At 54.4% G+C, this 14,055-nt stretch carries 9 protein-coding genes; 5 read left to right on the top strand and 4 right to left on the bottom strand.

Annotated features, from left to right (window positions below; translation table 11 throughout):
• The first annotated feature begins 110 nt into the window (after nucleotides 1–110).
• On the top strand, nucleotides 111–2,156 hold the full coding sequence (dcp, locus tag E2L00_RS03075) for a peptidyl-dipeptidase Dcp (protein WP_167606810.1): 2,046 nt from the start codon (nucleotides 111–113) through the stop codon (nucleotides 2,154–2,156).
• Between the two features lie 200 nt (nucleotides 2,157–2,356).
• Here the strand turns inward: dcp and E2L00_RS03070 are convergent, their stop codons facing one another.
• Nucleotides 2,357–2,719, bottom strand: a complete 363-nt coding sequence (locus E2L00_RS03070) for a hypothetical protein (protein ID WP_167606807.1) — start codon at nucleotides 2,717–2,719, stop codon at nucleotides 2,357–2,359.
• Nucleotides 2,720–3,164: 445 nt separating this feature from the next.
• Here E2L00_RS03070 and E2L00_RS03065 point away from each other — a divergent pair, with 445 nt between their 5' ends.
• Nucleotides 3,165–3,437, top strand: coding sequence for a hypothetical protein (locus tag E2L00_RS03065; RefSeq protein ID WP_167606805.1), 273 nt, complete (start codon nucleotides 3,165–3,167; stop codon nucleotides 3,435–3,437).
• Between the two features lie 358 nt (nucleotides 3,438–3,795).
• The gene (locus tag E2L00_RS03060; protein WP_167606802.1) at nucleotides 3,796–4,215 is read left to right on the top strand and encodes an SGNH/GDSL hydrolase family protein; all 420 of its coding nucleotides are present in this window, start codon (nucleotides 3,796–3,798) and stop codon (nucleotides 4,213–4,215) included.
• 341 nt (nucleotides 4,216–4,556) lie between these two features.
• On the opposite strand, the gene E2L00_RS03055 is transcribed toward E2L00_RS03060, so the two are convergent.
• The 3 genes from E2L00_RS03055 to E2L00_RS03045 are packed head-to-tail and all read right to left on the bottom strand — an operon-like array spanning nucleotide 4,557 to nucleotide 11,063.
• Complete coding sequence (locus E2L00_RS03055; protein ID WP_167606799.1) at nucleotides 4,557–6,728, bottom strand: virulence factor SrfC family protein; 2,172 nt, start codon at nucleotides 6,726–6,728, stop codon at nucleotides 4,557–4,559.
• Nucleotides 6,725–9,697 carry a virulence factor SrfB gene (locus E2L00_RS03050; protein ID WP_167607547.1) on the bottom strand — a complete coding sequence of 991 codons (2,973 nt, stop codon included), beginning with the start codon at nucleotides 9,695–9,697 and terminating at the stop codon, nucleotides 6,725–6,727. Before E2L00_RS03050 ends, E2L00_RS03055 begins: the two co-directional genes overlap by 4 nt.
• A gap of 4 nt (nucleotides 9,698–9,701) precedes the next feature.
• Nucleotides 9,702–11,063 (bottom strand): SrfA family protein, encoded by a 1,362-nt coding sequence (locus tag E2L00_RS03045; protein ID WP_167606796.1) that lies wholly within the window; start codon nucleotides 11,061–11,063, stop codon nucleotides 9,702–9,704.
• A 194-nt stretch (nucleotides 11,064–11,257) separates the two neighbouring features.
• Between E2L00_RS03045 and E2L00_RS03040 the strand changes: the two genes are divergently transcribed.
• Together E2L00_RS03040 and E2L00_RS03035 are read left to right on the top strand one after the other, a co-directional pair.
• Nucleotides 11,258–11,986, top strand: coding sequence for a glutamine amidotransferase (locus E2L00_RS03040; RefSeq protein ID WP_167606792.1), 729 nt, complete (start codon nucleotides 11,258–11,260; stop codon nucleotides 11,984–11,986).
• A 143-nt stretch (nucleotides 11,987–12,129) separates the two neighbouring features.
• On the top strand, nucleotides 12,130–13,872 hold the full coding sequence (locus E2L00_RS03035; protein WP_167606789.1) for a cytochrome c biogenesis protein DipZ: 1,743 nt from the start codon (nucleotides 12,130–12,132) through the stop codon (nucleotides 13,870–13,872).
• Nucleotides 13,873–14,055: the final 183 nt, after the last annotated feature.

Here is a 14,055-nt window from a genome sequence, read left to right as displayed (position 1 = left end):
GCTGTCCCATATCAGAAGATGACGCTCCCGCTTATCCGCCCTACAATCAATAAATCACGATTCGTCAGGGGACTTTTCCCTTCTTGTTGACCTTATTTCAGGAGCACAGGATGTTGTCAGACAATCCGTTTTACCACGTCAGTTTATTGCCGTACCAGGCTCCGCGTTTCGATCAAATCAACGACGACCATTATCGCCCGGCGTTTGATGAAGCAAAGCGTCGCAAACTCGGCGAAGTGGCGCTTATCACGCAGAATCTCGACGCGCCAGGCTTTGAAAATACTTTCCTCGCGCTGGAGCAAACCGGGCAAATGCTCTCCCGCGTCACCAGCGTCTTTTTTGCTATGACGGCGGCGCATACCAACGATTATCTGCAACAGCTTGATGAAGAGTTTGCCAGCGAACTGGCAGAACTTGCCGATGAGATCCGCCTGAACGAAGCGCTTTTTGCACGTATCGACACGGTATATCAGCAGCGCAACACGCTGGATCTGGATGCCGAATCCCTGCGCCTGGTGGAGGTTATCTGGCAGCAGTTCAAGCTGGCGGGGGCCACCTTAAATAACGAACAAAAAACTCGCCTGAAGCAGCTTAATAAAGAAGCGGCGCAGTTAAGCAGCCAGTTTAATCATCGCCTGCACGCGGCGGGTAAAGCGGCCGGACTGGTGCTGGATCATGCGCATCAGCTTGAGGGCTTAAGCAGCAGCGAAATCGCCGCGGCTAAACAGGCCGCAGTGGATAAAGGCTTTGCCGATCGCTGGTTGATTCCACTGCTGAACTTCACGCAGCAACCCGCGCTGCAATCACTAACCGACCGTCAAACGCGTGAAGATTTGTTTAACGCAGGCTGGGAGCGCACGCAGAAAAACGATAGCAACGATACTCGCGCTATTGTCGCAAGGCTTGCGGTTTTGCGTGCGGAACAGGCGCAGCTGCTGGGCTTTGAAAATTACGCGGCCTGGAAAATTGCCGATCAGATGGCGAAAACGCCGGACGCCGCCCTTACTTTTATGCGCAACATCGTGCCTGCGGCAACGGCCCGCGCGCAACGCGAACTGGGCGATACCCAGCAGATTATCGACGAGCAGAAGGGCGGATTTGAGGTAAAAGCCTGGGACTGGGCATTTTACGCCGAGCAGGTTCGGCGTGCAAAATATGATCTCGACGAAGCGCAGATCAAGCCTTACTTTGAACTCAACAGCGTGCTGGATAACGGTATGTTCTGGACGGCAAGCAAGCTGTTTGGCCTGAGTTTTGCCGAGCGGTTTGATATCCCGACTTACCATCCCGACGTGCGCGTATGGGAAATTTTCGATCAAGACGGGCGCGGCATGGCGCTGTTCTACGGCGACTATTTTGCCCGCGACAGCAAAGGCGGCGGCGCATGGATGGGGAATTTTGTCGAGCAATCGACCCTGTTTGCAAACGATCCCGTTATTTACAACGTCTGCAACTATGTAAAACCGGCGGCCGGTGAACCGGCGCTGATTTCGTGGGATGACGTGGTGACGCTGTTCCATGAATTTGGCCATACGCTACACGGCCTGTTTGCCACGCAGCGTTACGCCACGCTTTCCGGCACCAACACGCCGCGCGATTTTGTTGAGTTCCCGTCGCAAATCAATGAACACTGGGCGCGCCAGCCAGAAGTCTTCGCCAACTATGCCCGCCACTACCAGACGGGCGAACCCATGCCTGAGCAACTGCGTGAAAAACTTTTCACGGCAGCCCAGTTTAATAAAGGCTATGACATGACGGAGCTGCTCGCCGCAGCATTGCTGGATATGAACTGGCACAGCCTTGCGCCGGGAGCGGACGTGGTCGATGTGGTGCAATTCGAAACTAACGCGCTGGAAAAAGAGAAGATTAATCTACCGCAGGTGCCCCCTCGTTACCGCAGCAGTTACTTCGCGCATATTTTCGGCGGCGGCTATGCGGCAGGTTACTACGCCTACATCTGGACGCAAATGCTGGCTGACGACGGCTACCAGTGGTTTGTGGAGCAGGGCGGGTTAACGTCGCAAAACGGGCAGAAATTCCGTGAAGCGATTTTATCACGCGGAAACAGCAGCGATCTGGCTCAGCTTTATCGTGACTGGCGCGGCCACGATCCTTACAGCGAACCGATGCTGAAAAATCGTGGTTTAAGCGAATAATTATTAAGGGTGATGTTGGTCAGAAATATTAAATTTACATTCTGAGCGCCATCGCCCTAAACATAATGCTATTATTTCACAACGCAGGTCAGTTTATACTGTGGTGCCAGCACGTAATTTCAGGTCGTAACCATTGTTCAAAAATTTGCACTACCATTTTATTATATAACTGACTAACGGGCATAACGTATGCATTTAGGCTAACTGACCCGGCCCTGAAAGATGAAACTCTTAAGCAACACTGTTAATTCAGCAGGATCACGAAAAAGCACAGACTGATAGTCTGTGCTCTCTTCAGCATCATTAGTGGTTTTTACCACCCAACTCTCTTCCCCTCGACCCAGGTCCATTCCCACTGTAACTACCGCTTCCTGAACCCATAGAGCCACCCCAGATACCACTTGCAATAGAACCGCTACCATAAGGGTTGTTATGATATGCTGAAACAGTTCTATCCAAAAGAGACGGACTGCCCCTATCATTGCCACTATTGCCACCGGAACGAGAACCGCCATTTTCTGCTGACCGGTGACCACTTCCATCCTTATCAGCCCAACCACCATAGACCTCATTAAACTGACTGCTTAAAATCTCTTTCATAATCTATTTTTCTTATATCTATTACCTGTTCCATTAATATTTTTAAGCTCGATTATGTGCGCACTTTTATTTTATACGCTAAGGCGTGAGTCACTTAAAAACATAAAATCTATATTCTGCTACACTGGTCACGAAATAAAAGTTTGATTTCCCTTCTTTAGTGTGATTATTCTTTAGACAGGATGTATAGTACCATAAAGAATTATTAACTATTCTTGAACAGGATTTAGCAAGCCATGTACAGGCATTAACCGATGAGAGTAAACACTGCTTGTGCCGCTTTATTAAAACTTGTCTGCCAGCTAACTGACTGCAATGCACACAATATTCTTTAATATTTAAAATATGATAGCATCTGATGAGTAAGGACGTTCTGGATTGAGGGGTAGTATTTATGAGGGACAAGGTATGAATAACTACATCGTTTTTATTAAAGACAAAAAATCAAAAGTGATCATAGCGGATCGGGTAACACGCGCGCTTACCAGCGAACTGAAAAGCAAGGGGTTTGCTAAATATCCCTATATAATAGCAGCGGATAATGAAAAAGATGCCGTGCAGAAATTAAATAAAGAGGGCAAGGAACATCTTAATGCCCTGTCTGAATATTCCGGCAATGTCTTCTTCTACTGTGCCATTTTAGTTGTCGGTTTGGTTATAGCGTTTATCCTCTCACGCTGATCCGTGTTTGGTAATAACAACCGAAGCATCACTTAACCGGTTAGTTAAACTTTACTCACTGGTTTATTCAGACTTTATCATTGGCGAAGAGCGGCTCCGTCGCGTCACTTTTTTAAGGTGTTAAACGCTTACTGGCGAAGTATCTTTACTGAACTTGTAGGCCATAACGGATTTTGTGAGTGGAAAAATCCTGCCCTGGCGCTTTCCGCCATGCAGCTATGCCCTCTGGTGTATCAAGACGGCTCTTCCTCGACCATGGTCGCTGGCAATAACTATCCGGAACTCAATCTTTCACCCCATTCATGAAGTTATAGAAAAAGAGTTTAATAACCATTAAATTATTAAGTGGAGTTAGTTTATGTCTCTTTATGTTGGTTCAAGTTTTTTACCAGCTTGCATCAGTAGTCAGACAATACATAAGATACATTTGTCTGATACTTGCCCGACACTGAGCTTATGGGAAAAAATTAAAGATTTTTTCTTTAATAATCATCATAATCAGGCAATAGATTGCCTTTTTAAGCTTTGCCATCCTCACCCGGACATATCCAAACAGGAAGTGGATGACCTGTTTTTTCAGCTTCGAGAACTGGCGGCACCAGGGTACAAAAATAATTTTATTGTTGAAGGAAACAGTTCGTTAGAAAAGTGTTATTACCGTATCACAAATAAAAATGGAGACGATATTTTGTCAGTTTTTCATGGGAATATAAGAGTCAATGGTTCTGAATCTTCATGGGATCAGGCAATGTGCTTACCCCGAACCGTCTTCCCTTAGAATAATGACTGAAAGCATGTTATGGTGTATTTAATCGTTATGGACGAAAAAGTCCCGTTCATATCCTCAACATGTCAGCTCCATGGGCGGTAAAGTCCGTTTCTCTTGATGAAAACAGGGAGCGCTTTAAGCTGGAGTGTTATTCCATTATGGAAAGCTGAATACGAGTTTCTAAACCATGCTTTTAAAATCAGAGATTACAAGACCCATCAAGGTACAGGCCTGCACGCCGTGAGCGAGGAATTTGCTCACATTCGCCCGGCTAGCTACCGGCGAATATCATTTCGCCTACCCCGAGGAACATAGGGTGCAAAAGATACCGCCGGGCAATTGTGCTTCGGTTAAATTTCGGCCTGGTCAGCGCCCAACAGCTTGCGCAGCTTCTCCCGATGCAGGTCGCTAATATCATGCGGATGGCGATAGCCGATGTTCTCAATCGCGCGGGCATATAACGCCACCAGCCAGTCGTAAACGTAGCTTGCATTGCCGCGAGCAGGCGTTTCACTCAGCTTAGTCAGGCGCTTAGACGCTTGTGCCTGAGCTGCTGGGGCAAATACCGTTGCACCTTTGTTAACGCGGCTGGCCGGGCGAGCGGACTGCGGCACGCTGGCGTAGCCGAGCCAGTTGACGAAATCGCCTAATACGTTGCTGGCGCAGGTGATTTCCTGGGCCATACTCCCGTCGCCGGATTGCAGCGACGCATTAAGCAAGGCCGGTAAATTCAGACGATAGCTGGCGACAATCAGCAGATCGCAAAGCGCATGGAGCTGGGGAATATCCAGCCCAAAGAGCTGTGCTACCTCCGGTCTTTGCGCAAGGCCTCGCAGATGCGTAACCCATAGCTGATGCACTTCAAGCGCATAGCTTACGGGATTAACGTCGGGCAGATCCTCACCTGCATCGTCGGCAAACAGATCGATATCCAGCTGGAAGCCCGCCGGCTTTTTGGTTAGCTGCTGATGGTGGCGCTGCCAGCATTGCTGCAGGGCATGGCGCTCCGGCACCAGATTTGCCAGCAGTTCGCCGTGTAGCGCGGCGTTTGCCTGTAGGGCACGAACCAGACCTTCGGCCCGCTGGCGAGCCGCGTCGGGCGCGATATTGTGTGCGGTACTGAACCGCTGGAACATCTCAAGGGTTTGCGCTTTAAGCGCGCTTTGTAGCAACGCGGTGCGTTGGACGCGACGTTCGCTGTTCATGGCATCGGTTAGCCATTCCAGCAGGCGATGCATATTGCGGCTGTCCAGCGCCTGTAACGTTCCCCAGCGTTTTCCCGCCTGGCCGATTAAACGCTGCACGCCATCGTCCACGCTCACACCCTGGGTAAAACGGGCATCGAATGGGGTAATCGTCCAGATCAAACCTGGCAAAGTAGCCTGGGCGCCTTGGGTGTTATCCACCCAGCGGGCAAGGCGTTTACCGGCGGTTTTTACCTCTGCACGCTCGGTTGCGGCGTTGCAGACCAGCAGCGTATCTGGCTCCAGACGGTCACTGTAGTAATCGATTTGCGCCAGCGGAATATCGATGATATCCACGTTGCTGAACGCGGGGGTATTGCTTAACGTCAGGCAAACTTCCGCGCAAAGCGCCAGCAAATCCTGCTGCGCCAGGCTAACGGGCGAGCCCGTCTCGTCGTTGAACAGCGGGCAGAGCATCACATCAGCCTGCAATTCCGGCTCATCGGGCGTCGCCGGGATCAGAAAACCTTCGGCAGGAAGCAGGAAGGTGTCAACCAGCAAGCTGGCCGGCGCGAGGAAGCGGGTCGTTTCGCCAATATGATGCAGCGTATCGCTCAGATGCTGCCACTGAGCCGTTAAAGCAGCGTCATCTCCCCACAGCATGGCCAACAGCGAAACGCGATCGGCTGGCGTTAACCAGGGGATCAGATCGGCCATCTGCTGCCAGAGCGCGTCGTCGAGATGGTGCTGACGACGAACCTGCGCATGATAACAGCGCGCAATGTCGGAGACCTGCTGGCTGGACATTCCCGCTATAACCTGTGCCTGGCGTCGGGTTTGCAGCTCGGCAAGGCGTGCGGCAATCACGCTGGATTGCGCGATACGTGGTTCAGGCTGGGCGTGATATTCGCGAATTATCCGCTGCGCCACGTCGCTTTCGCTAAACAAAGTCAGCAGCAGCGGGAAATTCTCGCTAACCGGGGTATCTTTAGCGGTAAAACGAACGGCAAGCGTAGTAGCGGAATGACCCGGATTAATATGCGTCAGGTAATCCAGCGTTTTTTCACCGAGCGTAATCTCAATGCGCCCGGCATGATTCGCCAGCAGCGCGCTGAGTAAATGCTGTTTACCGGCAGCGGAACGCCCGTATAACCCCAGCGTTAACGGTTGATCAGACAGCGCATCAAGCTGATGCTGACGGCGCTGCAACGGCAATAACCGCGCCAGCAGGCTATCGGCTTCGTTTTCCAGCAACGGTGCATGAGCGCGGGTATCCTGAATCCAGTTCGCAAGATTATGCAGCACGATTTTTTGTTGACTCACGGTTGGCTGACTCATTTTTGATAGACGCTCCCGCTGTCAATCCAGTAATGGCTTGCGCCGCTGTAGCTGCCGGCGAGGGTATTAAGTTTAAAACTTAGCTGGTTGAGCGGCACTTTGCTGCCGTCCTGCAACCAGGCTTCCGCTAACACGAAAGCATTGGCGTCGCGCGTTTGCTGCAGGCGTACGTTCAGCACGCCGTCGCCCGCGATGGATTTCGCAAGGGATGCCGAGTTAATCGCCAGCGTATAAAGCGGCGTGGCGGGCCAGCGGGCGTTGTCCAGCTGTCGGAAACCGAGGCAGGCATTGCCGCGTAGCGGGAAGTGCAGACGGGTATCCAGCGTGGCTTTCGGATTATCGAGATCGATATCGCGATACCAGACGTTTTCTTCGCTCAGCACGTTATTGCCGTCGAGCATCCCGAGGTAGCGCACGGTGGAATAGGCCTGAATATCAGCAGCCTTAAAGTTAAAGCCGGGCAGGCGTAAATCCATCGCCAGGCTGCACAGCATAGCGCCGACGGCGGCGGTAGATTTTGGATTGCCAATGCGGCCCTGCTGGCTGAACGGATACCATTCGTGGGTCTGGTAGTTATCAAGCCAGACGATACGGTTCACCGGCACCGGCTGGAGATGGCGCAATAAAGCCTGCACGCCGGGCAAACAGGCAGGACGGCCGGTGACCAGTAAAACGTCGCAGCAGTAGTGGCTGATGACTTCGCACAGCGCCTGTAGCGGCGCGGTGAGGGTAAATTGCCCGGCCATCAGCGCTTCTTGCAAAGCAGCAAGCTCCACCTGAATCGGTACGCTGAACAGATCGAACGCCGGTGCGTCAGCGGGCAGTGCATGCTGCACGGCCTGCTGGACATAGTTAATGACGTTATCCGTCGGGCGTTTTGGTAACAGCTCGCCAAAGGTGGCTTCAAGCGTCGCCTGACGATCGTCCGGATCGCTGTTTTCCCAGTAGTTCAGCACGGCGTGGCCGAGCGGGATAAACAGCTGCAACGCAGTTTGCTGACGCAATGTGCCGCGAGTGTCCATGCGGCCCGACTCGCCAAACAGCGTGGTCATCAGTCCGGTAACGTCAGCCACGCCCGCCTGGTGAATTTTCGCCTGCAAAGCAGGCAGCACGCAGCGTTGAATTACATCCAGCAGAATGTCATCACCCGCTACTTTGAATCCTTCGCGGAACAGCAGACGTGGCGCAATCTTCACGTTGCTGCCCACGCCGTCATCGAGCTGATACTGCGTGATTGCCATGTCCGTCGTGCCGCCGCCAATATCGATAGAGGCAACGCGCAGGGTTTTGCCCTCTGGCTCATCGTTGCTAAGCATTCGATCCGGGCGAGCCAAACGACGGAAGAACGTCCCGCTTTGTCCGGCGTAATTCACTATCGCTTCGTTATACAGCCAGACGAGCTGCCCGCAGGTGGCTTCGTCCCATTCCATATGTACGCTGGGCACCGGCACCACGCTTTTCTCTTTGTCGCGCTCAAGCGTAAAACCTTCATCCGCCGGATGCCATTCCATCGCTTTCCATACCAGACCCACGGCTTCGCGCATCCTCTGGCTGAACAATTCGCGTTCCTGTTTTGGCATGGCGGAAGGCAGGGTAAGGATCAGATTGCGTAGCTGGCGAGGGGCGTTAAGGTGGCCCATGCTCTGGCGCGAACCGACGCTGTTAATTTGCATCAGCGCCTGTGCCAGCAGCTCGCATAGCATCAGCGTCATCAACGAACTGCGGCTGTACTGCGGTGAGAAGACGGGCAAGCGTTCATCCATCGGCAGGCCATACAATGGCTGGCCGTCGTCGTTCATCAGATTCATCAGCGGGAAGGCGGTAGCGAGCGGTTCGCGCTGGGTTTTTACGCCCATCTGGCTAAAGCGCCAGTCCTGACTTGCCGGCGTTTCATCCCACAGATAGCGACGCGGGCTGGAAATGCCGCTCGCGCCTTCCGTGCCAAGACGTTCGCTCGCCATTCGACGCGCTTCGCTGCCCACGCGGGCAATCGACGGCCAGACGAACGCGTCATCCCGGCCGCTTTCCACGGAAAAATGCTGCTTGCCGAATTTGGCTTCTGAGAACTCAAGGCGGCTGGTAAACATCGCCTCGTTGATAAACTGCGGTTCGCTCAGGGAGCGGATTTGCAGTTCTGCCGTCTGGCGCAGGCCATCGTTGGCTTCGCCATGGTCTTCGATAAGCACGCCGCAGGTATGGGTGTTGCCCACGTCCAGCACCAGATCTACCGGGATAGCGGGGGATTGCAGGGTGGCGGCGACTATTTTCACTTCCGGCACGGCAAGCTGGGCGCCCAGCATCTCAAGAATATTAAGATAGTGTCCCTGATATTCGAACATCTTCATCGCGGTGGCAATTTCACGTTCGGTACGTGATTCATGGCGCGTGACGTAGTGCGTGAACACCTCGCGCAGCCAGCCGTCTACCCAGGTCTGGTCGAGGAAATCATGGATTTCCTGGTTCTGCCAGGCAAGCGCAAACCGGGCGCCGTTACGGACATCGTTTTGCGTCGGCGCAAGATGGGTAGCGGCGGCGTCATCCGCATAAATTTTGGTATCCAGCGCGATGCTTACGCGCACCGTATTCCCGGCGGGATCCGGTGTTTCAAGACAGCGGATCTGCACCCGCGCCCAGTTATCCGGCCCGCCGACAAAAGTACGCGGCGGGTTAAAGCGCTGAAACGGCAGCGGCAGCCAGGTTTTATCCAGCACCTTCAGCGAGTGGCCGAGGGTAAGGGTGCTTTCCGGCTTCACGACTTCCGGCGCGCCGCCTTCGTCGTCAGGCAGGGTAAATCTGCCGGGCACCACGTCATAATCAAGACGCAGCAGCGGGCCGTTAGCGGTTTTACGCACAAAACGCCCGGTGTGCGGCGCGTTTGGTTGTGGGGCGAGGCCAAAATCCAGGAACTGGATGCCGCTGTCTTTGATGAGCGTAACGCTCGGCTTGTAGTGGAACAGGTTGGCAAGCATCAGGTTAGTCACTCACTTTTTTAAACGTTACCGGCACCACCGTGTCGTTTTTGTAGCGTCCGCTGCACTCGGCCACGCCTTTATCGCCCGGCTTGCAGGAAATCTCCGGCATCGGATAGCGTGAACCATCGCTGCAACGAGCGCTGCCGCGCGTTTTGATCATTAATATGCCGGACGAATGCAGGCCGGAGAAAACATCGACCTTACAGGCAATATTATCGCCGTGGACCAGGCGCGCGGTGCCTTTATTGTTGGCAATCTGATAGCGCAGGCTCGGCGGCTTGCCGGTAATCGGATCGTTGACATCAATCAGCACGCGCCATGTGCCGTTGAGGAATTTTGTCGACCCAATTTTTATCGCCTCGGCAGGCAGAATGAGCGCATTTTTCGCCACGCCCGCTGGTGCAGCCGGGGCTGATTCAGGAACCGGCGGCTTCACTACGGCGGCTTCGGTTAACGGTAGCGTTGATTTTTCAACGACGGCAACAGGCGCGGCGGCCACGATCTGAACGGCGGCAGGCTTAATCGACTGTGGTTCAGGCGCCGCTTTCGCTACGGCTAAAGGTGGCTGAGCAGGGGCCGATAAAAATTTATAGGCAACAGGTGTGGCAATAAGCGCCAGCGCAGCGGCGGCGACCGGCAGGAGCCAGAGACGCGACGTTGACTTCGTGGCGGCGACCGGCTGCGGCGCAGGAGCAGGTTCGGCGATTATCGTTTCTGGTTGCGGGGTAACGACGCGAGGCTGAGCGGTATAAACTAGCGGTTCGTCCGGCTCGCTAAGGGCCGTTTCTTTTACCGCAACAGGTTCTTCTGCCATCTCAGGCTCAGCTTTTGGCTGCGGCGGTTGCGGTTGCGCAATGAAGGCAATCGTCGGTTCCGGCGCTTCAGTCACGCGCAGGCAATCCAGCACATCTTCGCGCGCGTCCTGGTTGAGATTGACAAAGCCCCAGAAGGTGATGACCGGTTTGCCATCCACCAGATAAACATGCTGGCTGCCGGGAAATTGCAGGGCATTTGCGAGCAGCGAGCCAAACAGTTGAATGGCGGTTTTTTCCGCCTGCTGGCAGCGCTGGATAAGCGTCGCGACGTTCGCCTGGCAATTATCCAGGTAGCGCAGCGCTTTTTTACGCTGTTCGCTGCTTGCGGCGGCCCAGCTCAGCACGCTGCCTTCAAACGGCGCATACCAGTCTACCCGGTCGCCTTCGTCGTTGGGCTGTGGAATGGCGAGGCTGTCCGCCACCGCATGCTGTTTACGCAGGCGTAAGGTTTCGCGTATCTGTAAAGCCGAGTCGAACACTGCCTGTCCGTTTTCGCCCAGCGCCAGGAAATCATCCAGGCATCCGCTGCGCAATAATGTTTTTGCCACGTCTGTCATCCCGCTGTTAACGACTCATTTCGAGCCATCTTCACGTATTACATTCTACCGACTCCTGCATTAAGCAAACGGCGGAAGAGACGACAAATATTTCTAATCATTGGGGGATTGCGGTTAAGTCATTGGGTGAGCGGCGGGTTTTGTGCTACTCATAAATCTCTCTTCGAGGTAAAGGATGGGAAGATATGCCGGAACAACTGCCGTTATTACTGGTTCAGATGGGGCATCCGCCAGAGGATGTGCGTACTGCGGTGGGCGAACAGCCGCAGTGGTTCTTTGCAGCGCTTGGCGAGGTTGGACCTGTACAGGTTGTTTGCCCGTTTGAAGGCGAACCGCTGCCGGTCGTCGGCACATTCCGCGCGGCGGTGATCACCGGCTCCTGGGCAATGGTAACGGACCATGCGCAGTGGAGTGAGCGAACCGCTGAGTGGACGCGGGAAGCCGTGCTTGCCGGAGTGCCCGTGCTCGGCGTGTGTTACGGGCATCAGCTTATGGCCTACGCGCTGGGCGGCGTGGTGGATTATCATCCGCAGGGAAGCGAAGTGGGGCAGATTGCCGTTATGCTTAATGCCGCAGCACGGCGTGACCCGCTATTGCACGACCTGCCTGATACGTTCGACAGCTTCCTTAGCCACGAACAAAGCGTGATTACGCCGCCGCCAGGCGCAGTTGTGCTTGGCGCATCCGGCCACGATCCGCATCAAATCATTCGTTATTCCCCAACGGCGCTGTCGGTGCAGTTCCATCCGGAATTTACCGCAGCGGTGATGAGCAGAATTATCACCAGCCGCAGCGAAAGGATCGCCATGATGGGAAAAGATCGTGACGTGCTGCTCGCCAGGGTAAGCGATACGCCTGTTTCACGGTCAATTTTGCAGAAGTTTGTGGCGAATACTGCCGGTAATGCGGGCTGAAATGACGGATCGATACGTTTGATGGCCTGCCTTACAGATAACCTGTCACGAAATTGTTAACTTTCCGGGAGGATTCGGTAAGCAAAACCTGTCTATCTTCATAGCAGATGAATAAACCTTGCGGGCTATCCGGGACGCTGACTATGTTAGTGATAATTCTTGCTTATCTTGGTGGTCTGCTGACTATCGCCAGCCCGTGCATTTTACCGGTGCTGCCTTTCGTCTTTGCCCGTTCCGACCAGCCCTTTGCGCGCACGGGCCTGCCGCTGCTGACTGGCATGGCGTTAACCTTTACATTGTTTGCCACCCTCGCCGCCGTTGGCGGCGGCTGGGTGGTTGCGGCTAACCAGTATGGCCGCTACGCCGCGCTGGCTCTGATGGCGCTCTTTGGCATCACCTTGCTGTTCCCGCAGGTCGCCGAACGGGTGATGCGCCCGCTGGTGTCGGCAGGCAATGCGCTTTCCAACCGGATAGCCGCCGGTCGTCCAGCGGGCGCGGGCAGCTCCTTTTTACTGGGAATTGCCACCGGCCTGCTTTGGGCTCCCTGCGCGGGGCCGATTCTTGGCCTGGTGCTGACCGGCGCTGCGTTACAGGGTGCCAGTACCGGCTCCACTTTACTGCTGCTGGCCTATGCCGCCGGGGCCGTCACCTCTTTAGCGCTGGCGTTGTTGATAGGCGGAAAAGTATTCACGGCTATGAAGCGTTCGCTCGGCGTGGGGGAATGGATCCGCCGCGCCCTGGGAGCCGCCATGTTACTTGGCGTGGCGGCCATCGCTCTGGGACTCGATACGGGCGTGCTGGCGCGGCTTTCTACGGTATCTACCGGCGGCATTGAGCAGTCGCTGTTGCACAAACTGGCCCCTCATAAAGCGCCGGACGCACAGGCTCCTGCGGCGGCGTCTGCAAGCGATTCGGCTGTAAACCTCTCCGATCGGGGAAGGATGCCGCCGTTAACCGGTGCCGTACAGTGGCTGAACTCGCCGCCTCTGAGCGCGCAAGCCCTGCGGGGTAAAGTCGTGCTGGTCGATTTCTGGACCTACTCCTGCATCAACTGCCTGCGCGCCTTACCCTATGTGAAAGCCTGGGCGGAAAAATATCACGACCGGGGTCTGGTGGTGATAGGCGTGCATGCCCCGGAATTTGCTTTCGAACGCGACGTTGGCAATGTGGCGAAAGCGGCGAAAAAACTCGGCATTACTTACCCGATTGCCATCGATAACGAGTATAAAATCTGGCGCGCCTTTGATAACCAGTACTGGCCTGCCCACTACTTTATCGACGCCAGAGGAGATATTCGCTACCAGCATTTTGGCGAAGGGGAATATGACCAGTCCGAACGCGTTATTCAGCAGCTGCTGCGTGAAGCCGGGGCGAAGGACGTCAGCGGCAATCTGAGCGCCGTTTCAGCGTCGGGCGTGGAACAGGCGGCGAGCGGCATGGACGACATCTCACCGGAAACCTATCTGGGCTACGGACGAGCAGAGAATTTTGCCTCCGGCAAGGTTACCGGCGACAGGCCAGCGGATTACAGCAGGCCGGTGGCGCTGCCGCTGAACGCGTGGGGACTGGAAGGGCGCTGGACTATCGGCATGGAGAACGTCACGCTTAATCACGCCGGGGGGAAAATCCTTTATCAATTCCACGCTCGCGATCTTCATCTCGTACTTGGTCCAACAAACGGCAAGCCCGTTCATTTTAAAGTGCTGCTGGACGGCAAAGCGCCGGGGAAAATGCACGGCACGGATAGTGATGCCGCGGGTAACGGAACGGTGAGCGAACAGCGGCTGTATCAGCTGATTCGTCAGTTTGACGGCCGCGGCGAACATACCTTCAGCATTGAGTTCGCAGAAGCCGGTGTGAAAGCGTATGCCTTCACGTTTGGCTAACAGAAGCTAACAAGCCGTGCAAGCGCCAGGATAGCGCTTTATGCGGAGACTGCCGCACATTTAAGCAAATTCAGCTAAAAATGAATAACATGATAGCCGTTTGTTATTTGCCGCAGGCGTGCTGGTGTGCTGTTATTAAGACTCAAAATAATAAGTATGCAAACCACCCGGCAAGCAAATAAA

Origin of the sequence: Cedecea colo (assembly GCF_011808225.1) — a bacterium.
GTDB classification, from domain to species: domain Bacteria; phylum Pseudomonadota; class Gammaproteobacteria; order Enterobacterales; family Enterobacteriaceae; genus Dryocola; species Dryocola colo.
This window is presented reverse-complemented; position numbering and strand designations above follow the sequence as displayed.